At 69.6% G+C, this 23,839-nt stretch carries 23 protein-coding genes and 1 pseudogene; 15 read left to right on the top strand and 9 right to left on the bottom strand.

The genetic code is table 11. From position 1 onward, the window contains the following. The first annotated feature begins 23 nt into the window (after positions 1-23). The 4 genes from ASF18_RS22535 to ASF18_RS23390 all read left to right on the top strand — a co-directional run bounded on the left by ASF18_RS22535 (position 24) and on the right by ASF18_RS23390 (position 5,040). On the top strand, positions 24-683 hold the full coding sequence (locus tag ASF18_RS22535) for an invasion associated locus B family protein (protein ID WP_056355563.1): 660 nt from the start codon (positions 24-26) through the stop codon (positions 681-683). Between the two features lie 38 nt (positions 684-721). Then, positions 722-1,135: a hypothetical protein gene (locus ASF18_RS22530; RefSeq protein ID WP_056355560.1), complete on the top strand. Its 414-nt coding sequence runs from the start codon at positions 722-724 to the stop codon at positions 1,133-1,135. 202 nt (positions 1,136-1,337) lie between these two features. Beyond that, a complete protein-coding gene (locus ASF18_RS22525; RefSeq protein ID WP_244472817.1) occupies positions 1,338-4,706 on the top strand; it encodes a hypothetical protein in 3,369 nt (1,122 codons plus the stop codon). A gap of 160 nt (positions 4,707-4,866) precedes the next feature. Continuing rightward, entirely contained in the window at positions 4,867-5,040 is a 174-nt protein-coding gene (locus ASF18_RS23390) for a DUF3606 domain-containing protein (RefSeq protein ID WP_082487900.1), read from the top strand. Between the two features lie 82 nt (positions 5,041-5,122). Here the strand turns inward: ASF18_RS23390 and fliP are convergent, their stop codons facing one another. Further along, positions 5,123-5,878 carry a flagellar type III secretion system pore protein FliP gene (gene fliP, locus ASF18_RS22520; RefSeq protein ID WP_056215874.1) on the bottom strand — a complete coding sequence of 252 codons (756 nt, stop codon included), beginning with the start codon at positions 5,876-5,878 and terminating at the stop codon, positions 5,123-5,125. Between the two features lie 140 nt (positions 5,879-6,018). After that, positions 6,019-7,122 carry a hypothetical protein gene (locus ASF18_RS22515; protein WP_244472816.1) on the bottom strand — a complete coding sequence of 368 codons (1,104 nt, stop codon included), beginning with the start codon at positions 7,120-7,122 and terminating at the stop codon, positions 6,019-6,021. A gap of 30 nt (positions 7,123-7,152) precedes the next feature. Here ASF18_RS22515 and ASF18_RS24985 point away from each other — a divergent pair, with 30 nt between their 5' ends. The 9 genes from ASF18_RS24985 to ASF18_RS22475 all read left to right on the top strand — a co-directional run bounded on the left by ASF18_RS24985 (position 7,153) and on the right by ASF18_RS22475 (position 14,838). After that, a complete protein-coding gene (locus ASF18_RS24985) occupies positions 7,153-7,389 on the top strand; it encodes a hypothetical protein (protein WP_244472815.1) in 237 nt (78 codons plus the stop codon). Positions 7,390-7,766: 377 nt separating this feature from the next. After that, positions 7,767-8,243, top strand: a complete 477-nt coding sequence (locus tag ASF18_RS22510; RefSeq protein WP_056355549.1) for a nucleoside deaminase — start codon at positions 7,767-7,769, stop codon at positions 8,241-8,243. Positions 8,244-8,582: 339 nt separating this feature from the next. Then, complete coding sequence (flgB, locus tag ASF18_RS22505) at positions 8,583-9,005, top strand: flagellar basal body rod protein FlgB (RefSeq protein ID WP_056274076.1); 423 nt, start codon at positions 8,583-8,585, stop codon at positions 9,003-9,005. 30 nt (positions 9,006-9,035) lie between these two features. Next, the gene (gene flgC, locus ASF18_RS22500) at positions 9,036-9,446 is read left to right on the top strand and encodes a flagellar basal body rod protein FlgC (RefSeq protein ID WP_056215858.1); all 411 of its coding nucleotides are present in this window, start codon (positions 9,036-9,038) and stop codon (positions 9,444-9,446) included. Positions 9,447-9,478: 32 nt separating this feature from the next. After that, positions 9,479-9,793, top strand: a complete 315-nt coding sequence (gene fliE / locus ASF18_RS22495) for a flagellar hook-basal body complex protein FliE (RefSeq protein WP_056215853.1) — start codon at positions 9,479-9,481, stop codon at positions 9,791-9,793. 93 nt (positions 9,794-9,886) lie between these two features. Beyond that, complete coding sequence (gene fliQ / locus ASF18_RS22490) at positions 9,887-10,153, top strand: flagellar biosynthesis protein FliQ (RefSeq protein ID WP_056215843.1); 267 nt, start codon at positions 9,887-9,889, stop codon at positions 10,151-10,153. Positions 10,154-10,171: 18 nt separating this feature from the next. After that, positions 10,172-10,936, top strand: a complete 765-nt coding sequence (gene fliR / locus ASF18_RS22485; RefSeq protein WP_056355546.1) for a flagellar biosynthetic protein FliR — start codon at positions 10,172-10,174, stop codon at positions 10,934-10,936. Positions 10,937-10,959: 23 nt separating this feature from the next. After that, positions 10,960-12,027 (top strand): flagellar biosynthesis protein FlhB, encoded by a 1,068-nt coding sequence (flhB, locus tag ASF18_RS22480; protein WP_056274088.1) that lies wholly within the window; start codon positions 10,960-10,962, stop codon positions 12,025-12,027. Positions 12,028-12,162: 135 nt separating this feature from the next. Further along, entirely contained in the window at positions 12,163-14,838 is a 2,676-nt protein-coding gene (locus ASF18_RS22475) for a PAS domain-containing sensor histidine kinase (RefSeq protein WP_056355543.1), read from the top strand. A gap of 60 nt (positions 14,839-14,898) precedes the next feature. Here the strand turns inward: ASF18_RS22475 and ASF18_RS23385 are convergent. Together ASF18_RS23385 and ASF18_RS24055 are read right to left on the bottom strand one after the other, a co-directional pair. After that, positions 14,899-15,238, bottom strand: a pseudogene (locus ASF18_RS23385) (IS5/IS1182 family transposase); the annotation flags it as partial. A 213-nt stretch (positions 15,239-15,451) separates the two neighbouring features. Further along, a complete protein-coding gene (locus ASF18_RS24055) occupies positions 15,452-15,913 on the bottom strand; it encodes a hypothetical protein (protein ID WP_156650102.1) in 462 nt (153 codons plus the stop codon). Positions 15,914-16,309: 396 nt separating this feature from the next. On the opposite strand from ASF18_RS24055, the gene recA reads away from it, so the two are divergent. After that, positions 16,310-17,401 carry a recombinase RecA gene (recA, locus tag ASF18_RS22470; RefSeq protein WP_056215830.1) on the top strand — a complete coding sequence of 364 codons (1,092 nt, stop codon included), beginning with the start codon at positions 16,310-16,312 and terminating at the stop codon, positions 17,399-17,401. A 103-nt stretch (positions 17,402-17,504) separates the two neighbouring features. Here recA and ASF18_RS22465 read toward each other — a convergent pair whose 3' ends face one another. The 3 genes from ASF18_RS22465 to ASF18_RS22455 form a co-directional block, all read right to left on the bottom strand. Continuing rightward, positions 17,505-17,813 carry a cytochrome c gene (locus ASF18_RS22465; RefSeq protein WP_056274105.1) on the bottom strand — a complete coding sequence of 103 codons (309 nt, stop codon included), beginning with the start codon at positions 17,811-17,813 and terminating at the stop codon, positions 17,505-17,507. A 43-nt stretch (positions 17,814-17,856) separates the two neighbouring features. After that, positions 17,857-19,146: a PQQ-dependent sugar dehydrogenase gene (locus ASF18_RS22460; RefSeq protein WP_056274106.1), complete on the bottom strand. Its 1,290-nt coding sequence runs from the start codon at positions 19,144-19,146 to the stop codon at positions 17,857-17,859. A 141-nt stretch (positions 19,147-19,287) separates the two neighbouring features. Then, entirely contained in the window at positions 19,288-19,704 is a 417-nt protein-coding gene (locus tag ASF18_RS22455; RefSeq protein ID WP_056215820.1) for an MAPEG family protein, read from the bottom strand. A 214-nt stretch (positions 19,705-19,918) separates the two neighbouring features. Here ASF18_RS22455 and alaS point away from each other — a divergent pair, with 214 nt between their 5' ends. Continuing rightward, entirely contained in the window at positions 19,919-22,582 is a 2,664-nt protein-coding gene (gene alaS / locus ASF18_RS22450; protein ID WP_056355540.1) for an alanine--tRNA ligase, read from the top strand. 46 nt (positions 22,583-22,628) lie between these two features. Here alaS and ASF18_RS22445 read toward each other — a convergent pair whose 3' ends face one another. Together ASF18_RS22445 and ASF18_RS22440 are read right to left on the bottom strand one after the other, a co-directional pair. Beyond that, on the bottom strand, positions 22,629-23,057 hold the full coding sequence (locus ASF18_RS22445) for a DUF2147 domain-containing protein (protein ID WP_056355536.1): 429 nt from the start codon (positions 23,055-23,057) through the stop codon (positions 22,629-22,631). A 97-nt stretch (positions 23,058-23,154) separates the two neighbouring features. Continuing rightward, on the bottom strand, positions 23,155-23,709 hold the full coding sequence (locus ASF18_RS22440) for a hypothetical protein (protein WP_056355606.1): 555 nt from the start codon (positions 23,707-23,709) through the stop codon (positions 23,155-23,157). Between the last annotated feature and the right edge of the window lie 130 nt (positions 23,710-23,839).

Below are 23,839 nucleotides of genomic sequence, written 5' to 3'. Positions count from 1 at the left end.
CGCGGGTTCGGGGAGCCAAGCACGTGCCGTCCATCAGCCTGATCCGAGTCCTCGCCGTCCTGAGCTTCGCCCTGACCGTGGCGGCTCCCGTCGCGGCACAGGACGCCGAAGCTCCGGCCGCCACCGAGGCGCCGGCCAAGCCGAAACCGCGCAAGGCCGCCCCGCCGAAGCCAGCTCCGGCGAAGCCCGCGGCGCCGATGCCGGCCGCCGCCTCCGCGCTTCCGACCACCACGGCCGGCTGGCCGACCGGTGCGAGCTCCCTCACCGAGGTCTATGGCGACTGGACCGTGACCTGCGCGAAGGCCGACGCGAAGGCGGAATGCGCGGTGATGCAGGCCCAGGGGGCCAAGGGCCGTCGCGAATTCGCCCTGGAGATCCGGACGCCCAACGATGGGCGCGCGCAGGGCTTCATCCTGATGCCGCTCGGCCTCGCCATCGAGCCCGGCATCTCGTTCAAGCTCGACGAGGCCGTCCTCGGAAAGGGCGCGCCCTATCTGTCCTGCAGCCAGGAGGGATGCCTCGTGCCCATCAGCCTGCCCACCCTGGCGACCGACACGATGAAGACCGCCAAGAACCTGCTGGTCTCCGCGACGAAGCCGGAGGCCAAAGAACCCGTCACCATCACGGTACCGCTCGAAGGATTCGCCAACGCGCTGGCGCGCGCCATCGCGCTGACGAGCTGAGCGGGACCGTGGCGCGGCCGGACCCGAGGAGCGTAGCTATGAAGAGATCGGCCCTGCCGACCCGAAGCCTGATGACCCTGATGGTGGCCGGAGCCCTGGCGGCGCCGGCATGGGCCCAGGAGGAACGGCCGCCCGAGAAGCCGCCCGGCCCCCCGCCGACGGCCGCCGAGGCAAAGGCCGAACGCCAGAAGAACAGCGCAGCCAAGCTCGCCGGCCTGCTCGCTTTCGTGGAAACCTACTGCCGCGACCTCAAACCGAATTTCGAGCGCTTGAATTCCGTCGTCGCCGGCCTCGGTGTCGCGCCCGACGATCTGGCCCAGGGTGACCTGAACCTGCGCAGCCGGGCCTATACGGAGATCTACACCAAGGACATTTCCGCCAATTGCGCGCGCGCCGCCGAGAATTTCGGCGAGACCGGCCGGACGATCCCGGGTCTGATCGCCAAACGTTAGCGGTCCGGAGAAAGCGACACCGCGTCTTAAGCGCCCGTTAGCCTCGACACGCGAGAGTGGCCGGACAGTGCGGCGTAAGGCGGATCGGCTCGGCTGCGAGTCGCTCCACCCCATGGGTTTGGCGTATCCAGCGATGGCTCTCGATGCCGGTATCGCGACACGACGGCGTCGGCTTCGGGCTGGCTTCGCCGCGATCTCGATCGTGGCCGCGGCTCTCTGCGGGGGGACGGACGCGACCGCCGCACGACTCACGGCGATCAAGGGCGCGCAGAGCGAGCGCTACGGTCGCCTCGTCCTGACCTTCGACGGCCCGGTTTCGGTCAAGGCGCGGATGTCCGGGTCCGTGCTCGTCCTCGGCTTCTCGGAGAAGGCGAGCGCCGGCCCCGAGCGGATCGCCGCCGAGATGCCGGACTACGTCACAGGCGTGCGGCGCGATCCCGACGGACTGGGCCTACGCCTTGCCCTGCAACGCCCCTACCGCGTCAACGTCCAGGAGGCGGGGGAGAAGGTGTTCGTCGATCTCCTGCCGCAGGACTGGAGCGGTCTGCCGCCGGCCCTGCCGCCGGAGGTGGTGGCCGAGCTGTTCCGGCGGACCCAGGCCGCTGAGGCGGCCCTGCGGGCGGCGCGCCCCCCCGCCGAGCCGAAGACCCTGCGCCTCGAACTGGCGCATCTTCCGACGCTCACCCGCCTGAGCCTGCGTGCACCGGCGTCCGCCGCACCGCGCTTCGAGGCCGTCGGCCCGGCCATGCGCCTCGCAATTCCGGGAGCCTGGCGCATCGACGAGGTCGCCACCCGCGGGCGCCTGAAGCCGTCCATCGAGAGCCTGTCGGCCGAGAGCGACGAGACCGGCGCCCGTCTTCTCGTCACCCCGGCGGACGGCTACGAGATCCGAACCTTCAGCGACGAGGACGGCGCGACGATCGATCTCGTCCGAAAGCCTGCCGAGAAGGCCAAGCCCAGCGCGCAGGATGCGAAGGCCGGGGAGGGCGCTGGGCCCGTCGGCGAGGCCAAAACGACCGAGACCAAGACGACCGAGACAAAGACGACCGAGATCAAGGGAGTTGAGACCAGAGCGACGGAGGTGAGGGCGGCAGAACCCAAACCCGAGAAGGCCCCGCAGCGGTCGCCGGGGCAGACCACGGAGACGTCCTTGACTGCACCGGCGGCTCCCGTCGCCGCGACGGTTCAGCGCCCTGCCGTACCGGGCCTCGCGTTCCCGTTCAAGACCATGCCGCCGGCCGCTTTGTTCGAGCGCGCGGGCATCGCCAATCTGGTCTTCGAGACCGCAGAGCCGGTCGTCGTCCCCGCGGGCGATCCCATGCTCGCGCCGCTCGGTCCGCCAGTGCGAACCGGTCGGATCGTGACCGTGCGCTTTCCTGTTCCGCGCGACCGGCTCTTGGACCTTGTGCCGGTCGGCCCCGCCGGGGCCCCGACCGGCTGGGAGTTGGTGGCCAGCGAGAACCTGTCTGCGAGCGACGCCCTCTCGGCGATTCGCGTCACCGATGCGGCCGGGCGGATCAGTGTCGGCGTGCGCCTCCCGAACCCCGGGGTCGCCTCCTGGCTCAGCCTCGACGGGGAGCGCATCGCCGTCGTGACGGGCCGGGGCCCGAAGCCGGCCGGAATTCCGAAACGGCAGATCTTCGTCGACTTCGAATTGCTGCCGAGCCGGCAGGGCGTCGCAGTCCTGGCGCAGGCGGACGACCTCCTCGTGCGGCCGGACCTCGACGGGGTCGCGATCAGCCGGGAAAGCGGCATGGCCGTCTCCGGCGTCGCGCGCCCCGCCGAGGCGCCCCTGATAACCCTCAGTGACCTCGCCGTGGACCGGGGTCCCTGGGAGGCCTCGCAGCGCGGCGACACCCGCGAGCTGATCCGCGACCAGCTTCAAGCGGCCGCGGAGGCACCGCGTGCCGCGCGCGGACCGCTCCGAATGGTCCTGGCGCGCACGATGCTCGCCAATCGCCTCTCCCTGGAAGCGCTCGGCGTCCTCAAGACCGCCTTCGGCGACGATCCCGTCCTGGCCGGCCAGCGCGATGTTCCGATGCTGACCGTGATCGGAAACGCCCTGATCGGGCGCATGTCCGACATGCGCACGGGTCTGGCCGTCGAGATCCTCAGGAACGATCCCGAGGCGCGGCTGTGGCAGGGCTACCTCGAAGCCCTCGAAGGCCGCTGGAGCGCGGCCGATGCCTCGTTCCGCGCGACCGCGAGCGTGCTCGACCGCTACCCCGAAGACCTCCAGGCCCTCCTGCGCACCGCAGCCGCCGAGGCCGCGGTCGAGACGGGAGACTGGGATGCAGCCAATCGCCAGATCGTCGCGGCCACCCGCGCAGCGGACCGCCCGACCCAGGAACGACTGGCCTTGCTGCGCGCCCGGATCGACGAGGTCACCGGCCAGACCGTGGCCGCCCTCGATGCCTACGAGCGCCTCAGCGAAAGCGGAGAGGCAGGGGTCGCCGCCTCGGCCCGCCTGAGGGCCACCGTGCTGGGGCACGCGGCGGGGAAGGTCACGGTGGCGGATGCCATCGAGCGCCTGGAGCTGTTGGCCCTGTCCTGGCACGGCGGCGACCTCGAACCGCGAACCATCTCGGCCCTGGCCAAGCTCTACGTCGAGGCGGGACGCTGGCGTCAGGCGATGATGACCGCCCGCCGCGCCGATTCCACCGGCACGGATTCACCGCTGGTGCGCGACGTGCACGACATGGCCCAGACCCTCTTCGAGGATCTCTACCTCGGTGAGCGCAGCTCCAAGCTGTCCGGAGTCGAGGCCCTGGCACTGTATTTCGACTTCAAGGAGTTCGCGCCGCTGGGCCGTCGCGGCGACGAGATCGTCCGGCGGCTGTCGGATCGTCTGGTGGAGTTGGACCTCCTCGATTCTGCGGGCGAACTGCTGCAGCATCAGGTCGACCATCGCCTGACGGGGCCCAGCCGTGCAGGCACGGCGGCGCGACTCGCTGCCATCCGGCTCATGGACGAGAAGCCCCTCCAGGCCCTCCAGACCCTGGACGCCACCTACCTGCCCGAACTCCCCGAGGATCTGCGCCGGGCGCGGGCGCTGCTGCGGGCGCGTGCCCTGTCCGACCTGTCCCGCACCGACCTCGCTCTCGAGACCATCGAGGGCGAGACGGGGCCGGATGCCGAGCGCCTCAGGGCGGACATCCTCTGGACCGGCCGGCGCTGGCGCGACGCCGGGGAGGCGCACGAGGCACTGGTCGGCGATGCCTGGCGCCGCCGCGTACCCCTTGACGACGACGCCCGCACGGACATCCTGCGCGCGGCGATCGCCTACGGGCTCGCTGGCGAGACCCTTGGCCTCGAGCGCCTCCGGGCGAAATTTGCGGGTCCGATGGCCGAGAGCGTCGATGCCCGCACCTTCGCCCTTCTCACCCAAGCCAACGCCGTCCGCACCGCGGGCTTCCGCGAAATCGCGCAGAAGGCCACCAGTGCCGAAACGCTCCAGGCGTTCCTCTCGGAATACCGCAAGCGCTATCCCGAGAGCGCCGTGCCGGCGCCGGGCAAGCGCGAGACGGATGCGCGGGCCGACGCCCAGGCGAGTGCGACCCCGCCCGGCTGAGCGGGGACGACGTCACGCCGGACATGCGGCGTAAAAGCCTGATGCGATTCGCCGAATTCTGTCGGGCCCAGCGCAACAAACGCGCCGCGGCGACGTTCTGCCTCCAATCCCAATCACCCGTGCGGCTTACGTTCCAGCCCGGCACAGCAGAGGCCTTCCCATGCTCACGGAACCGCTCGACACCACGACCGGAAAGACCCACCTCGACATCTTCGACACCCAGCAGCGCAGCGCGATGGCCACGCGTCTCGGCGTGTCGGAAGATCGCCTGAAGCGCGCCGTGCGCCTCGTCGGCAACCGCATCTCGACCCTGAAGAGCTACCTCGAGCGCTAATCGCGCGAACCGGCATGTGACGATAGGGAAGGGCGCTCTCGGGCGCCCTTTTTCGTGCGCGGCCACCGGCTTACGCGGCCCTTCAGGTCCCGTAGCTCTGCACCAGCGAGCCCGCCACCAGGGTCCAGCCATCGACGAGGACGAAGAAGATCAGCTTGAACGGCAACGCCACGGTCGCCGGTGGCACCATCATCATGCCAACGGCCATGAGGATCGAGGCGACGACGAGGTCGATGATCAGGAAGGGGATGAACAGCAGGAAGCCGATCTCGAACGCACGGCGCAACTCGGAGATCATGAAGGCCGGCGTCACCACTTCGAGGCCCACGGCTTCGGGGCCGGCCGGAACCGGCGCCTTCGCCATGTCCAGGAAGAGCTTGAGATCCTTCTCGCGGACGTTCTTCAGCATGAAGGTCTTGAAGGGTGCGGAGGCGCGCTCGAAGGCGACGCTCTGCGTGATCTGCCCGGCGATCAGCGGCTCGATGCCATTGCGATAGGCCTCGCGCCCGACCGGTGCCATCACGAAGGCGGTCAGGAACAGCGCGAGGCTGGTGACGACCGCGTTGGGCGGGGCGCTCTGCGTCCCCAGCGCCGAGCGCAGAATCGACAGCACCACCACGATCCGGGTGAAGGACGTGGCCATCACCAGCACCGAGGGCGCCAGTGCGAGGACGGTGAGAAGCGCGACGAGCTGGAGGGCCCGTTCGGTCACCCCGCCGGTGCCGAGATCGACCGAAAGGCTCTGGGCCTGCACCGCCGTCGTGGCACAGGCCAGCCCCAGGCCGATCGGGACCGGCAGGCGCAAGCGTCTCAGGGGGAAGGAGCGGGGTTCGGTCATACCGGTTCCGGGCGATGCGACGCGACGCGGCCGCGCGCCCCTCTTAGCATTCGCGCCCCGGGCCGCATCCCCGTGCGAGGCCATGCGAACTCGGCCCCGGCGGGGTGTGCGGGTCGGGTGCGGGGCGCCCCCGGATCCGTCTACTGCTTGCGATCCAGAGGGCGGCCGAGCAGCCGCGCGAACTCCGCCTCGATCTCTTCCACGGAGAACGGATTGGGGCTGGCTGGCGCCTTTGCGGGCGCAGGAGCGGGAGGCGGCGGGGTCGGCGCTGCGGCGGGTGGCGATTCGATCACCGCCGGGGGAGCGGCATCTTCGACCTCCGGCGCGTCGGCGACCGCCGCGTGGATCACGGGGTCCGGCTCGATCGGAGCAGGCTGAAGCGGAGCGGGCGGCTCCAACGGCACGGCCTCGAGCTCTGGCTCCTCGATACGATCGGCGAAGAGCGCGTCGTCGACGGCAGACCGCGGTTCGACGGCGATCCGCTCGTCCGATGCCGACGTCTCAGCGGTGGCCGCCATCGCGGCGGCGATGGGATCGATGCCGGGCGCCTCGGCGACCGGGACCCGGTTCACCTCCGGCTGGGGTTCGGGGCGCGCTTCCGGGGCGTCAGGCCTGTCTTCGGGCATCGCAGGCGCGACGGCCTCAGCCACGGGGCTCTGCATGGGCATGGCGGGACGGACCGCCGCCGAGGGTCTGCGCAGGGCCTCCTCCAGCTGGCGTGCCATGTCGGAGAGGATCGCGGCATCGACGCCGCGGGCTGTGGGTGCCGAGACGGGAGGTGCCGGTGCGGCGACCGCCTCCGCGGGCGTGTCGCGACCGGTTTCGGGCTCGGATCCCCGCTCCGGCAGGCCGACGCGGTCCGCGATCGCGGCAGGAACGAAGTTCGCCAGGGAGGGCGGCGTCCTGCGCATGACGCGCGCATTCTGGGAGTCGCGCTGTCGCGGCGCGGCCGGCTCCGGGGCCGGGACGCCCGGCATCGGCTCTAGGGCAGCCGCACGCGGGCGATCGCCCAGGGGTGGGGCCACCTCGTAATCCGCGCCGGGGGACGGCACCGCCATCTCGAAGACCGGCTCACGATAGGGAGCAACGGGCGGAACGGATGGCGCCAGGCTCGGGACCGGAGCCTGCTCGGATACCGGCGGTTCCGGCATCGTCTTCAAAACCGGCTCGGGAGCCTCGTCGAAGGCGGTCTCATCGGACGCCATCCGGGCGCTCATGCCGCGCAGGATGTTGCGCTCGATCACGACGTCGTTGGGGCCGCCCACGAGAAGCAGATGCTCGACGTTGTCGCGCCGCAGCAGGATCAGCTGGCGCTGACGGTCGAGCTCGTAGATGTCGACGATGCCGAGTCGCGGCTGGCGGCCGCGGGGAGAATTCTTGCCGGAGAGGGGCGATCCCTTCCCGCCGAGTCGCCGGATCAGGAAGACGCCCGCCGCAAGGATGAGGAAGATGACGACGAAGATGATGGCGAACTGGAGGGGAAACGAGCCATCCGAGCTGAAGAACGATGACAAGACCGGGGTCTCTCGCTTTTGGGGCTCGTGGCCCGACGCAACACTGGAAAACCCAGTATCATGTCCGGCGCCAGCGCGGGCAACAACGTTAAGACTTCGTTAACAGCTCCTTTGGCCAAGACAAATTCGGCAATGTCTTGAAGGGCTTGCGGTTCGCCAAGGACGCCCCGCCGCCCGATCCGATCACGGAGCGGCGGGGCGTGCCGTGTCTCCACGGCGAAGCCGATACGCAACGCGGCCTGGACTGACAGTGCCCCGCCCGCGGTTAGCGGCGCATCAAGCGGTCGTCTGCCGCTCGTCTCGAAACGGGACCCGCCAGCGGTCCTGGCGCGTTGGATGGACGACACAGCCGGAGGTGGTTCGACGTGGCATCCGTGGAAGATCGGCATCAAGCGCATCTGTGCGACGCGGTCACGTTGGCCCGCGACAACGTTCTCCGGGGCGGGCGCCCCTACGGCGCCGTGATCGTACGCGATGGCGATGTGCTGTCGCGGGCCGTCAACACCATCGCGATCACCCAGGATCCCACCGACCACGCCGAGATGGTGGCGATCCGGGAGGTGAGCCGTCGGCTCGGGCGCCCGAAGCTCGACGGTTGCATCGTCTATGCCAGCGGTCGCCCCTGCCCGATGTGCCATGCGGCCATGCGCTTGGCCGGCATCAAACAGGCCTACTTCGCCTACAGCGCGGAGGAGGGCGAGCGCCACGGACTCCTCGGCGCCGGCATCTATGCCGAACTCTGCCAGCCCCTGGGCGATCAACCGATGCGCGTGGAGCACCTCCCCGTGGCGGTGGAGGACCATCCCTACGTGCTCTGGCGCGAGCGGCAGGGCGCCTCCGAGACGGGTTGAGGCGATGACCGTTCCGCGTTGGATCCCCTTCCTCGCCGCCGGCCTCTTCCTCGCGGCCGCCATCACCCTCGGCGTTCTCTGGAGCCGCGGTGCCCTCCGCCATCCCAGCGAGGATGCCCGGTCGGCCGGTCCGCCAGCGGCTTGTGCGCCCCTCAATCCCAGTGGGCCGCCGCCCGCGGAATGCCCACAGGCGAAACCACCTACGCAGAGAACGCCCTGAGGTCTGTTCCTACTTCGAGGGAGACGCCCGGGGTTTAACCGGGCGTTAACCATGGGGGCGGCAGATTTTGCCGGTCCCACCGGGCAGATTCTTCCGGGTGAGGGGGGAGGGTCTCGCCCATGTCCGTCACCGACCTGCCCATTCTCGGCATGCTGCGCACGCGGATGCAGTGGCACCAGACGCGCCAGAAGCTCCTGGCCGAGAACGTGGCGAATGCCGACCTGCCCGGCTTCAAGCCGCGGGATCTCGCTAGCCCCGACCTCGGACGATCCGGTCCCGTCCTGTCGCAGCCGCAGGGCGCCACCACGAGCAGCAGCCTCGCGGTGACCAACGTGTCCCACATCGCCCCGGGTGGAGGCCCGGACGGTCCCGGAGCCGACCCGCGCCGCGTGAAGGACTTCGAGATCCGTCCCAACGGCAACGGCGTCAATCTCGAAGAGGAGATGATGAAGGCCGGCGACAACCAGGCGGATTATCAGATGGCCGCCTCGCTCTACCAGAAGAGCCTCGACACCATCAAAATCGCCATCGGCAAGCGCTGAGCGGCCATCCAACGCCTGACGGAGCGCGCCATGGACTTCCTGAAATCCCTCACCACCGCCGCCTCGGGCCTGAAGGCCCAGTCGAGCCGGATGCGAATCATCGCCGAGAACATCGCCAACGCGGATTCCGCGCCGAGCGCCGTCGGCGGCCAGCCCTATCGCCGCAAGATCCCGACCTTCACCCAGCAGGTCGACCGCGAGACCGGCGCGTCGCTGATCGAGGCGGGGCGGGTGCGCCGCGATACCTCGCCGTTCCGGACCAAGTACGATCCGGGCAATCCGAGCGCCAACGCCAGGGGCGAGGTGGCGATGCCCAACGTCAACGGCCTGATCGAGAACATGGACATGCGCGAGGCCCAGCGCTCCTACGAGGCCAACCTCAACATGGTCACGGCAACCCGCCGCATGGTCGCCAAGACCCTCGAGATCCTCAAGGCCTGACCGCCGCTTCCGCTGCCTGAAAGTCCGCCGCCATGACCAGCAACGCCTTCGCCGCCGGCGCCTACGCGGCGATCCAGAACATCGGCGCCAAGGGTTCGCCGAAGATCGCGCCGGCCACCGGCGCGTCGGGCTCGAACTTCACATCGCTGCTGACGTCCAGCCTGGACAGCGTCGGCGAGGCGGGACGCAAAGCCGACAGCCAGGCGCTCGCCGTGGCGGGCGGCAAGGCGAACGTCGTCGACGTGGTGACGGCGGTGGCCGAGAGCGAGACCGCCCTCCAGACCCTCGTCGCCGTCCGCGACCGGGTGATCTCCGCCTACGAGGAAATCATGCGGATGCAGATCTAGGCGTCCACGGACCATCGATCCCGAAACTGCGGCCAACCGCTTTGCCTTCGCTCTCCCAAGACTTCCGCCCCGACGCGAGATGACATCCCCTCCATGACCGGTCTCGCCATCATCGACGTCGCACGCGACGGCATCTTCGTGTTCCTCAAGGTGGCGGGACCGGTCATGCTGGTCGCCCTCGTGGTGGGCCTCGTGATCTCCCTGTTCCAGGCCCTGACGCAGATCCAGGAGCAGACCCTGATCTACGTCCCCAAGATCGTGGCCGTGTTCGCGACGCTCCTGCTGATGCTGCCCTTCATGGGCGAAGCCCTCGGCAGCTACATGACCCGGATCGCGGCCCGCATCGTGTCCGGCGGCTGAAGCCTGCTATGACGGGCCATGAACCTCCTCCTGCCGGGCATCGCGGCGGCCTTCCTCCTCACCTTCGCCCGGATCGGCACCCTGGTGATGCTGATGCCGGGCGTTGGCGAGCAGCTGGTCTCGCCGCGGCTGCGCCTCGCCTTCGCGCTGCTGCTCACCCTGATCCTGTTTCCGACGGTGCGGCCGCTCCTGCCGATGCAGGGCGGAGCCATCGCGGGTCCGGGTCTGATCGCGCTGCTCATCGGCGAGTTGCTGGTCGGTCTGGTGCTCGGCCTCACGGTGCGGATGGTTCTCGCCGCCCTGCAGACCGCCGGCATGATCGTCTCGCAGCAACTCGGGCTGTCCTACGCCATGACGGTGGACCCGACGCAGGGCGGGCAGCAGACCGCGATCGGCAATTTCCTGGCGCTCCTCGGCATCACCCTGATCGTGGCGACCGACCTGCACCACGTCGCCCTCGAGGCGATCGGGCGCAGCTACGTCCTGCTCCCGCCGGATGGCGTCCCGGGCATGGGCGAGGCGGCGAGCCTCGCGTTGAAGGCCATCGCGCGGGGCTTCTCGCTCGGCGTGCAGATCTCGGCCCCGTTCATCGCCTTCGGCATCCTGTTCAACGTGGGGCTCGGCGTGCTGGCGCGCCTGATGCCGCAGATGCAGGTGTTCTTCGTGGCCGTTCCGGCCTCGGTCCTCATCGGGATGCTGCTGCTGCTGGGCAGCCTCGGCGTGATGATGAGCGTCTTCCTCGACGATATCGGGCGCTATCTGGCCGAGCTCGCCGGGCGCTGAGCCCCCGCGCGGAGGTCTGAGCCGTGGCGGACGATTCCGATCCGGAAGACAAGACCGAAGACCCGACCCCGCGGCGGATCGAGAAGGCGATCGAGCAGGGCAACGTTCCCAACAGCCCCGAGATCAACACCTTCTTCATCCTGGCCGCCTTCACCATGGCGCTGCTCATGGTGTCTGGCCTGATCGCCAGGAACTTGGTGCCGAGCCTGCGGGGCTTCCTGATGAACGCCCATGCGGTGCCGTCGGATTCGGCGGCCTATACCGAGATGGGATTGCGCACGCTGATCATCTGCGCGCAGGCCCTCTGTATACCAGTAGGCCTCGTCCTGGTCGCGGGCTTGGCCGCCGGTCTCGTCCAGCATCCGTTCGTCTTCAGCACGGAGGCGGTCGGCCCGAAATGGGACCGGGTCTCGCCGATGGCGGGCGTCAAGCGCGTCTTCGGGATGGAGGCCCTGTTCCAGTTCGTGAAGGGGCTGGCCAAGCTCGGCATGGTCGGGGTCGTGGCCGGCACCATCCTGTGGGGCGAGCGCGACCGGATGGAGGTGTTCGCGCGCCTCGACCCGAGCGCCGTCCTGGCCGCGATCCTGACCCTCGCCCTGAAGATGATGGCGGGCATGCTCGCGGTGTTCGTCGCCATCGCGCTCGGCGACGCCGTCTACCAGCGCTTCCGCTGGCGCCAGCGCCTGCGCATGTCCAAGGAGGAGATGAAGCAGGAGCACAAGGAGAGCGAGGGCAGCCCGGAGGTGAAGGGCCGCATGAAGCAGATCCGGGCCCAGCGCGTGAAGAAGCGCATGATGGCCGCCGTCCCCACCGCCACCGTCATCGTCACGAACCCGACCCACTACGCGGTCGCCCTGCGCTACGAGGCCGGCATGGCGGCCCCCGTCTGCGTGGCCAAGGGCGTCGACTCGCTGGCCCTCAAGATCCGCGCGGTGGCCAAGGACCACGACGTCCCGATCCTCGAGAACCCGCCCCTGGCCCGGGCGCTGCACGCCACCGTGGAGATCGACGCGGAGATCCCGGCGGAGCATTACCGCGCGGTGGCCGAAGTCATCGGCTACGTCATGCGCCTGCGCCGGCGGGCCGCGTGAGGATTGGCGCTTGCGCTCGCCACGCTTTATGCACCCTCTTTCGCGAGATTTCTCGGCGACATACGCCGGTTTGCCCTTGCTGCGTGCGAAACCGAGGGGCTAACCGGATGAGCTTCAGGGATGGGTCGGCGGCGGATGGTTGAGTTCAGCGGACACGGGAAGCCCGCGTCGAACGCGATCGATCGTTCCGAGCGGCCCGGGCGCGTCGGGCTGCTCCTCGTGCTGGCGGGCCTGCTCGTCGGTGCCGCCGTGGGCCTGTCCTTCGTCGCGAGCGAGCAGGCCCAGCCGCTGATCCTCGGGCTGCTGGCGCTCCTCGCCATGGCGGGCGTGTTCTGCCTCTTCGCCCTCGCCATCGGGGCGATCCAGCTCGCCGGCCAGACCACCCGGGACGACATCACCAAGGCGATCGTCGACGCCGCGCCCGAGGGCGCGATCGTGGTGGAGGAGGGCGGGCGCCTGATCTACGCCAACGAATCGTACCTGCGCATCGCCGGGGGCGAGACCTTCGCCAGCCTGCGCCCGGTGGAGCGGGTGTTCGTCGGCTCGCCGGAGGTCTCGGAGGCGGTCTACCGCCTCGCCCAGGCCTCCCGCGACGGCCTCGGGCATGCCGAGGAGATCCGGATGGCCCCGCCTCCGGGCAGCGCGACCGAGCGGGCCTTCGCCTGGTTCCGCATCAGCGTGCGCCCGATCGAGCGGCCCCGTCGCCCGGCGACCCTGTGGACGGTGAGCGACATCACCCACGAGCGCGAGCGCCAGGAGAACGTCTTCCAGGAACTCCAGCACGCGATCGACTATCTCGACCACGCCCCCGCCGGCTTCCTCTCGATCGATCCGACCGGCGCGATCGTCTACATGAACGCGACCCTCGCGGCCTGGCTCGGCTACGACCTCGCGACGGTCGGCTCCGGCGGCCTGCGCCTGCCCGAGATCGCCCCCGGCGCCGACGTCCTGACCGCCTCGGAGGGCCTGCCGGGCGAGGTCCGGACCGACCGGTTCGACCTCGACCTGCGCCGCCGCAACGGACATCCGCTGCCCGCGCGCCTGTACCATCGGGTCGCCTTCGGCCAGGACGGACGGCCCGGCCCGTCGCGCACCTTCGTGCTCAACCGCTCGGCGGGTGCCGAGAGCGACGAGCCGCAACGGGTCGCCGAGGTGCGGCTCGCGCGCTTCCTGAACAACAGCCCCATTGCCATCGCGACCCTCGACCAGAGCGGTCATATCGCCCGCGCCAACGCCTCCTTCGCACGGCTGTTCGGTGGGCTTCCGCGCCAGGCCCTGCCCGATGGGCGCAACGACCTCCAGGGCGAGCCCACCATGTGGGATGCCATCGCCGAGCGCGATCGCGCCGGCCTCGAGGCGGCCCTGGGCAAGGCCGCGGCCGGTCTCGTCGAGGTGCAGCCCATCGAGATCGCGCTCTCGGGCCCCGGCAACCGGTCGGCCCGCGTCTGGCTGAGCCCGGCGGGCGGCGAGCCGGCCGGCGGCCGGGACGAGGCCGAGCAGAGCGACCGCGAGCGGGTCATCCTCTATGCCCTCGACACCACCGCCCAACGCCAGCTCGAGCAGCAGGTGGCCCAGGCGCAGAAGATGGACACGGTCGGCCAGCTCGCCGGCGGCATCGCCCACGACTTCAACAACGTCCTCCAGGCGATCATCGGCTATTCGGACCTGCTCCTGGCCAGCCATCGGCCGACCGACCCGGCCTTCCAGGACATCATGCAGATCAAGCAGAACGCGAATCGGGCCGCCAGCCTGGTGCGCCAGCTGCTCGCCTTCTCGCGGCGCCAGACCCTGCGCCCGGAGGTGATGAACGTCGGCGAGGCCCTTTCGGACCTCACGCTCCTGCTCAAGCGCCTGCTCGGCGAGCGGGTCGACCTCGACCTGAAGCACGGGCGCGACATCTGGCCGATCAAGGCCGACGTAAACCAGTTCGAGCAGGTGATCGTGAACCTCGCGGTGAACGCGCGCGACGCGATGCCGGAGGGCGGCCGCCTGCTGATCCGCACCGCCAACGTCGTCGACGAGGCCGTTCCGAGCGAGACCCGCGTCGGCATGCCGGTGGGCGACCACGTGCTGATCGAGGTCCTGGACACCGGGCAGGGTATTCCGCCCGACGTCATGGAAAAGATCTTCGAGCCGTTCTTCACCACCAAGGAGATCGGCAAGGGCACGGGCCTCGGCCTCTCGACGGTGTTCGGCATCGTCAAGCAGAGCGGCGGCACCATCGACGTGCGCTCCACGGTGGGGGAGGGCACCGCCTTCCGGATCTACTTCCCGCGCCACGAACCCGCCGCCGAGCCCGCGCCCGAGCCGGAGCTCGCGCTGGCCCCCCCGACGGGGCAGAGCACCGCCGCGATCGCGGCCACCCGGCTCAAGGGCGGGCCGGACCGGCCACGCCCGGACGGCGAGAAGCCCGCGCCCCGCAAGCCGGCGCCGGACCATACCGGCCAGGGCGTGATCCTGCTGGTGGAGGACGAGGACCCCGTGCGCGCCGTGAACAGCCGCGCCCTGTCGGCCCGCGGCTACACCGTGCTCGAGGCCGCCTCGGGCCTCGATGCCCTGCGGATCATCGCCGAGACCACCGAGACCATCGATCTCGTCGTCTCCGACGTGGTGATGCCCGAGATGGACGGGCCGACCCTGCTGCGCGAACTGCGCAAGCAATCCCCCGACCTCAAGGTCATCTTCGTGTCGGGCTACGCCGAGGATGCCTTCCGCAAGAACCTCCCCGACGGCGAGGATTTCAACTTCCTGCCCAAGCCCTTCAGCCTGAAGCAGCTCGTGGAGACGGTGAAGGAGACCATCGCCCGCTAGGGTTTGTCGTCGCCCGAGCCGGTCGAGGGCGGCTGCGCGGCAGAGGACGCCCATGTCCCGGATGTCCTCGCGGACGGCGTGGCTCGTGAAGCCGAGGTCGCCCACCACCCACCGGGGCACGCCCGGCGGCTGGTCGAGCAAGGGAACGGCGTGGGGTCGTTCATGGTCCTGACCGGGGGCCGACCGGAAGGCGATGGCGCGCCCTCGGCCATCGGCGATCACGCAGGTCCTGGTGCCATAGCCGCCCCATGAGCGGCCCAGCGCTTCATGAACGCGCTCGGGGCCGCAGCCAGAGGATCGCCGGGAGAGTGCGGCGTCGATCCTGCGGTGGTGTCTTGGCGCTCGGCCGGCAGGCCTCGACCAAGGGCTCCCGTTCGGCCCCTCGCGCCCCACTCGGCATCGACCCGCCCGACGCCGGGAGGGGAAAACGCGAGCGCGAGCAATCCGTTCAGGTGCCGACAGGCCCTCGCCGTGCTCGTCGTGCCACGAATATCCTATGCGGGCGCGAAGCAGAGTACAGAGGCGATCAATATTTCGAAAGCAGACCGCTGCTTTCCTTTCAAGCGTTATTGGTGATCAGATGAATTGCCTCTGATGCGGTTTTTCAATGGTCTTATGTCTGGCCGGCGAGGTGAGCGGAGAACAGCGTGGAGGCCGTCTTCGAGGCGGCCTGCATCATGGTATCCTGCGTGTATTTGATTTCACCGCCATACATGTCCAACATCTGCTTCAGCCGAGCGTCGGCCAACGACGTTCCGTGTCCGTCGTTGGCAAGGTCACTTGGAAGCTGGACCTCATTTGGAGTTGAAATAAGACCGCTTTTATACACAGTCGCAAGGACACGGCCGTTTTTTTCCAGAGTCGCATATTGGTTCGACGGATCATTGTCCGCCACGACGTTCCCAGGAGCCGGGGGTGGTGGCGGGTTCAACTCCGCCTCGCGTTCCTTGCGTCGACTTTCCGGCATCTTGGTGATTGCCGGAGCCATCTCTGCGAGGTTGTAGATCTGTCCAATGCTTGGATTAACGCTGGAAATCATGACCTTACGCCTGAGAGGATTGATCAGGGCAAGCAATCCGTGACGATGTCGGTACATGGACCTCCAAAGAAGGTGCCGTGTCCGCCACTTGATCCTCAGCGCCGCGGGTGCGTCATGTCGCGTGCATCGATGGCGACTGAGGAGTTCGTAAACAGCGCGGTGCAAGCACCAAGCGCGTCGAATCCGTCTCAGGTTCGACTTGTGGACGATAGATTGTATTATACAATCTTGCAACCTGTTAGCGTACCAAACACCGTGTCACGAGGCGTAGGCGCGCGCATCGGGACGAAGGATCCCGGGGGCGACGATTCCCGCGCCGCGACAGGAAATCTTCGCCCCGGTACCTTGCCCGATGAGAACAAAACAGGTACACAATCGGCAACCGGGGCGCATTGAGCCTTGCACCTCCCCCATGCATAAGGATGCCGACGAATGGCCCAGCCCGCGCTGAAAGTTGTGGATTCCCCGATGGTGGACAAGGACAAGGCGAAGGCGATCGACGCCGCGCTGTCGCAGATCGAGCGGGCCTTCGGCAAGGGCTCGATCATGCGCCTGGGCAAGAACGACAAGGTCGCGGAGGTCGAGGTGATCTCCACCGGCTCGTTGGGCCTCGACATCGCCCTCGGCGTGGGTGGCCTGCCCCGCGGCCGCGTCATCGAGATCTACGGCCCGGAATCCTCGGGCAAGACCACGCTCGCCCTGCACACCATCGCGGAGGCCCAGAAGAAGGGCGGCGTCTGCGCCTTCGTGGACGCCGAGCACGCCCTCGACCCGGTCTACGCCCGCAAGCTCGGCGTGCAGCTCGACGACCTCCTGATCTCGCAGCCCGACACCGGCGAGCAGGCCCTGGAGATCACCGACACCCTGGTGCGCTCGGGCGCCATCGACGTGCTGGTAGTCGATTCGGTGGCGGCCCTGACGCCGCGGGCCGAGATCGAGGGCGAGATGGGCGATTCGCAGCCCGGCCTCCAGGCGCGCCTGATGAGCCAGGCCCTGCGCAAGCTCACCGGCTCGATCTCGCGCTCGAAGTGCATGGTCATCTTCATCAACCAGATCCGCATGAAGATCGGCGTGATGTACGGCAGCCCCGAGACCACCACGGGCGGCAACGCCCTGAAGTTCTACGCCTCCGTGCGCCTCGACATCCGCCGCGTCTCGACCCTGAAGGATCGTGACGAGGCCATCGGCAACCAGGTCCGCGTCAAGGTCGTGAAGAACAAGGTCGCGCCGCCCTTCAAGCAGGTCGAGTTCGACATCATGTTCGGCGAAGGCGTCTCCAAGGTCGGCGAGCTCATCGACCTCGGCGTCAAGGCCGGCATCGTCGAGAAGTCCGGCGCCTGGTTCTCCTATGCCAGCCAGCGCCTCGGCCAGGGCCGCGAGAACTCGAAGGGCTTCCTGCGCGACAACCCGGAGATCGCCGGCAAGATCGAGACCTCGATCCGCCAGAATTCCGGGCTCGTCGCCGAGAAGATCCTCGAGAACGCCAAGCCGACCGAGGACGAGCTCGACGAGGGGGAGGCCTGAGGGCCTTCCGCGCTCCCGGAACGGGATGGCGCGGCTCTCAAAGCCAGAAAAAAGGCCGCCGGGCACGATGCCCGGCGGCCTTTCTCGTTCCTGAATCCGCCGGTCAGCCCGGAGGGAGAACGTCGACCTGGATCGCCGCGTAGTAGGCGGCCAGATCGGCGATCTCGATGTCGCTGAGAGGCTTGGCCACGACGTTCATGATCTCGTTGCGCCGCGTGCCGTCCCGATATTCCTTGAGCGCCTTTACGAGGTACGGTTCGACCTGACCCGACAGGTTCGGAGCCTCGGGGAGCTTCGAGACCCCGTCGAGGCCGTGGCAGGTCTGGCAGGCCACCGCCGCCTTGCGGCCGGCCTTCGCGTCCCCCGCCCACGCCCCGTGACCGAGGAGCAGGATCGGGAGGACGCCCAGCACAGCCGCCCGGACGGGCCCCGCGGTTCCGGAGAGGGACCGCACGCTACTTGCCCTCGTAGGAGATGCGGTAGATCGCGCCCGCCGTGTCGTCGGCCACGAGGAGCGAGCCGTCGAGGAGCACCGCCACGTCGGTCGGGCGACCGAGATACTCGCCGTCCTGCGTCAGCCAGCCCTCCGCGAAGGGCTTCGGCGCGCCGGCCTTGCCGTCCTTGTCGATGGGCACGAACATGATCCGCGCCCCGAGGGGCTGGGTGCGATTCCAGGAGCCGTGCTCGGCGGTGAAGATGCCGCCCTTGTAGGAATCCGGGAACTGACGGCCGTTGTAGAAGGTCATGCCGAGATCGGCCGCGTGGGGCGGCAGTTCCGCCTGCGGGAACACCACGTCCTTCGGCGGCGTCTCGTCCTTGTACTCGACGGTGCGGACCTGTCCGCCGCCGAACCACGGGAAGCCGAAATTCTCGCCGGCCTTGGCGATGCGGTTCAGCTCGCCGGGCGGGATGTCGTCGCCCATGCCGTCGACCTGGTTGTCGGTGAACCACAGGGCCTTGTCGGCGGGGTTGAAGTCCATGCCCACCGAGTTGCGGATGCCGGTGGCGTAGACCTCGCGGTTCTTGCCGTCGGCGTCCATGCGGATGATGCCGCCGATGCCGGTCTTGGCATAGAGGTCGCGCTTGGCGGCCGGGGGCACGTTGTAGGGCTGGCCGAGGGAGATGTAGGTCTTGCCGTCGGGCCCGACCCGGCACATCCGGGCGGTGTGGTTGTAGCTCTCCTCGGCGGCCGGAATCAGGTCGCCCTGCTTCACCAGCACGCCGGCGGCGACGTCGGGGCTCTCGTAGAAGAATTCCGCCGCCGGGAAGGACAGGACCCGGTTCTGCTCGACGATGGTCAGGACGCCGTCCTTGGAGAAGCAGACGCCGTTGGGGATCTTGAAATCGAGGCCGGGGGCGAAGGCGCGGACCTCGTCGGCGACGCGGTCCTTGTCCCGGTCGGTGACCGTGTAGACCTTGCTCTTGCGCGTTCCGACGAACAGCACGCCGGCATTGGGCCCGACCGCGATCGAGCGGGCATCGGGCACCACGGCGTAGAGGTCGATCTTGAAGCCGTCGGGGAGCTTGATCTTGGCGAGCGTCCTGCGCAGGGCGTCGGCGCGTCGGCCGGTCTGCGGGATCTCCGGCGCCTCCGCGGTGCCGGTGCCCTGCATCCCCGTGAGCTTCTCGAGGGCGTCGGCCTTCGCCTTGGTCTCGGCGGGCGCGGCGCCCTGCGCGCGGGCGCCGGCGGTGAACGCCAGCGCGGCGCAACCGGCCAGCAGCGTTGCGGTGAGGACCGATCGCATGGATGTCTCCCGAAGTCCGCCCGCATGGTCGGGGCGGTTGAGCCCCGACGATATGCGCCTGCCGGGCGCGCCGGCAAGGGGCGGGCAGGCGGGGGGCGGGCCGGCGAGGGGCGGGCAGGCGGGCGACGGCGCGACCACGCCTCAGGGCGTGTAGGGCAGCAGCTTGATGAACAGGCCCCACAGCACGAACAGGATGCCGACGATCGAGACCAGCCAGACCAGGGAGCGGACCTTCGGGATGCCGAAGCCGTAGACGGGCAGGTAGACCAGCCGGGCGAAGAAGTAGAGGTAGGCGCCGAGGACGACCGCCGTGTTGTGGCGGCCCGTCGCCACGCAGGCGAGGACGAGGGCGGCGAAGATCGGGAAGGTCTCGAGGAAGTTCTTCGACGCCTTCTCCAGCCGGCTCGCGGCGCCCGTCACTTCGGGCGTCGGCCCCTCGCGGTTGCCGGACGCCCAGCCGAAGCCGCCCCGCTGCTGCACGCCGCTCGCGGAGGCGGCGACGATGTGGACCAGACCGAGCAGGCAGGACCAGGCGAGGAGGCGTATTTCGACCGGCATGGAGCGATGTCCCTGAGAAGAGGTGCGGGGTGTTCCTAGCTCGGCCCTGGGCAAAAGCGAAACCCGGTCGTGACTTGCGCCGGAACGCTCCTTATGAGTCCGCCTGCGCGGCGGAGCCCCTGGATACGGGATGTTCGGCGCGCAGCATGCGGCGCGCCGGAGCGTTCCGGGGCGCCCGTATGCCGGCGGCACCCTACGACAGAGTTGTGATGCGATGAGCGGCGTCAACGAGATCCGGTCGACCTTCCTCGACTACTTCGCGAAAGAGGGCCACGAAGTGGTGCCGTCCTCGTCGCTGGTGCCGCGCAACGACCCGACGCTGATGTTTACCAATGCCGGCATGGTGCAGTTCAAGAACGTCTTCACCGGCGTCGAGAAGCGCGCCTACGACCGCGCCACCACGGCGCAGAAATGCGTCCGCGCCGGCGGCAAGCACAACGACCTCGACAACGTCGGCTACACCGCCCGGCACCACACCTTCTTCGAGATGCTCGGCAACTTCTCCTTCGGCGACTACTTCAAGCCGCGGGCGATCGAGCTGGCCTGGAACCTGATCACCAAGGAGTTCGGCCTGTCCAAGGACCGGCTGCTGGTGACGGTCTATGCCGACGACGACGAGGCCGCCGGTCTCTGGCGCAAGATCGCGGGGTTCTCGGACGACCGCATCATCCGCATCGGCACCTCCGACAATTTCTGGCAGATGGGCGATACCGGCCCCTGCGGCCCGTGCTCCGAGATCTTCATCGACCAGGGCCCGACGCTCCAGGGGGGGCCGCCCGGCTCCCCCGACGAGGACGGCGACCGCTTCCTCGAGTTCTGGAACCTCGTGTTCATGCAGTACGAGCAGGTCGAGCCGGGCAACCGCCTCGCCCTGCCGCGCCCCTCCATCGACACCGGCATGGGCCTCGAGCGCATGGCCGCGATCCTCCAGGGGGTGACGAGCAACTACGAGACCGACCTCTTCCGCGCCCTCATCGACGCCGTGAGCCACGCGGTCGGTCGCCCGCCCGAGCCCGGCACGCAGGCCTCCTACCGGGTCATCGCCGACCACCTGCGCGCCGCGTCCTTCCTCGTGGCCGACGGGGTGCTGCCCGGCAACGAGGGCCGCGGCTACGTCCTGCGCCGGATCATGCGACGCGCCATGCGGCATGCCGAACTCCTCGGCTCGCGCGAGCCGATGATGTACCGCCTCGTGCCGACGCTGCTGCGCGAGATGGGCCAGGCCTATCCCGAACTCACCCGCGCGGAGGGCCTCATCGGCGAGACCCTGCGGCTGGAGGAGACCCGCTTCCGCCGCACCCTGGAGCGCGGCCTCGCGATCCTCGACGCCGAGAGCCGCGACCTGCGCTCCGGCCAGAACCTCTCGGGCGAGACGGCCTTCACCCTCTACGACACCTACGGCTTCCCCCTCGACCTGACGCAGGACGCCCTGAAGGCGCGCGGCATCGGCGTCGACACGGACGCCTTCGGCCAGGCCATGGAGCGCCAGCGCAAGGCCGCGCGTGCCGCCTGGACGGGCTCGGGCGAGGCCGCCACCGAGACGGTCTGGTACGGCCTGAAGGAGCGCGTCGGCGCCACCGAGTTCCTCGGCTACGAGACCGAGAGCGCCGAGGGCATCGTCACCGCCCTGCTGCGCGACGGCGCCGAGACCGGGAGCCTGACGGCGGGCGAGACCGGCCTCGTCCTCGTGAACCAGACGCCGTTCTACGGCGAGTCCGGCGGCCAGGTCGGCGACACCGGCACCCTGTCGGCGGCCGGCCTGAAGGCGCGGGTCACCGCCACCGAGAAGAAGCTCGGCGATCTCTTCGTCCACCACGTCACGGTGGACGCGGGCACGCTGTCGCTCAACCAGGCCGTCGAACTCGCCGTCGACCACGGCCGCCGCGCCGCGATCCGCGCCAACCACTCGGCGACGCATCTGCTGCACGAGGCCCTGCGCCAGGTGCTCGGCGACCACGTCGCCCAGAAGGGCTCGCTGGTCTCCCCCGACCGCCTGCGCTTCGACTTCAGCCACCCGAAGCCCATGGACGAGGCCGAGATCCGGGCCGTCGAGGACATCGCCAACGCCGTGCTCCTGCAGAACACGCCGGTGGTCACCAAGCTGATGGCCGTGGACGAGGCCATCGAATCCGGCGCCCGTGCGCTGTTCGGCGAGAAGTACGGCGACGAGGTTCGCGTGGTCTCCATGGGCGCCCCGATCGCGGGCGAGGGCGGACGCAGCAAGGCGTTCTCGGTGGAGCTCTGCGGCGGCACCCATGCGGGGCGCACCGGCGAGATCGGTCAGGTCTCGGTGGTGGGCGAGAGCGCCGTCGGCGCCGGTGTCCGCCGCATCGAGGCCCTGACCGCGGATGCCGCGCGGCGCCACCGCGCCGCGGAGAGCCGGACGCTGGCGCAGATCGCCGGGCTGCTGAAGGCCGCCACGGCCGACGTGCCGGATCGCCTCGCGGCCCTGATCGAGGATCGCCGGCGCCTGGAGCGCGACCTCACCGACGCGCGCAAGAAGATCGCCATGGGGGGCGCGGGCGCGGGCGGCGACGATGGCATCGCCGAGATCGGCGGCGTGAAGGTCATGGCGCGGGTGGTCGAGGGCGTGGAGATGCGCGACCTCAAGAGCCTCGCCGACGAGGGCAAGACCCGTTTGGGCTCCGGCATCGTCGCCATCGTGGGCGTCGCCCCCGATGGCAAGGCCGGCCTCGTGGTCGGCGTCACCCCGGATCTCACCGAGCGCTACGACGCCGTGGCCCTGGTCCGGGCCGGCGCGGGCCATCTCGGCGGCAAGGGCGGCGGCGGGCGCCGCGACATGGCCCAGGCCGGTGGTCCCGAGGGCGCGGGGGCCCAGGCCGCCATCGACGCCATCCGCGCCGCCCTCACGGCCTGACACGCCCGCGCCCGCTCCTCCGCTTCGTCCGGGGGGCGGCGCGTGCTCAGTTCACGCGCTTCCAGGTCTGGCTCTTGCAGAACACGCTCATCACGCAGCCCGAGACCTCGACGATGTCCGCCCCCTCCAGCGTCAGGGTGCCGGCGTAGGTCTTGCCGTCGTTGGGATTGTAGAGTGTGCCCTCGTAGCCGTTCGCGCCGGCGGTGCGGGTGTCCATGATCTGCACGCCGACGAGGCTGCGGGTGCGCAGGGACGGGTCGGGGTTCTTCGCGTCGAGGCCAGGACCCGCGACGCTTGCCAACGTCCCGCAATAGCCGTTGCCACAGCGGCTGATCCGCACCTTCGAGGCGCCGGTCTCCGTCAGCCACAGCCCCGTGGCGTCCCGTCCCTGCTGGGCCGAGACCGCGCCGCTCAGCAGAAGCGCGACCGCCCCTGCGCAGCCTGCGCTCCGCAACACCCGTCCCGTGATCGCCATGTCGGAAATCCTCGCCCTGCGCGTTCGTCGTGCGGGGGCATAGCGTGCGTCTATTCCGCTGGCCAGACCTTCGGTCGGCCGTGACGGCGGGGCCGCCTCAGGCGCGGGCCAGGACGGCGCCGGTGTAGGTCTCGCCGACCTCGCAGAGCGGCAGGCCGTCCGCCCGCAGCAGGAGCGCCTCGATCGCGAAGAGCGGGTCGGCAGGCCCGGCGGTGTCCGGACGGTCCCCCGCGGGCAGGAGGCGCAGGGACAGGGTCCGGCGGGTGGGCGACAGGTCGTGCACGACGCGGCCGAAGGGCACCGTGCTGGTCTCCAGCAACCGGTTCATCGCGGGCGTGAGGCGCGACGGGACGTACCAGTTCTCCGCCTCCGACAGGACGAGCGCGCCGCAGGTCAGGCGGACCCGGCGGTAGCGCACCGGCACCGTGCGCGGCAGGGCTAGGCGCTCCCGCTGCACCGGGCTGGCCGGCCGGTCCGGCGCCGGGACCGCATGGGCGACGAGGCCGGGGGACTGGGCAAGCCCTCGGGCGCGGCACCAGTCCTCCAGAACCGCCGTGGCACTCGGGCCGGCGCGCAGCCGGTCACACAGGTCCTTCAGGAGGGTGGCCGCAGAAGGGATCGTGACCGGGTCGCCGGGGAGGGACGTCGCCATGAACACCGAACCACGTCCCATTCACCTGCACCGCGCGTCGTCGTGGCCGCCGCACGTGCTCACACTGCACCGCCATACGCAGCACGGGCGAAAAGGTCTACGTCGATGCCGGGACGGGGGGAGGGGAAGT

The organism is Methylobacterium sp. Leaf89 (genome assembly GCF_001422215.1).
Classification (GTDB): domain Bacteria; phylum Pseudomonadota; class Alphaproteobacteria; order Rhizobiales; family Beijerinckiaceae; genus Methylobacterium.
The sequence above is the reverse complement of the archived record's forward strand: the minus strand, read 5'-3'. Positions and strand labels throughout refer to the sequence as shown.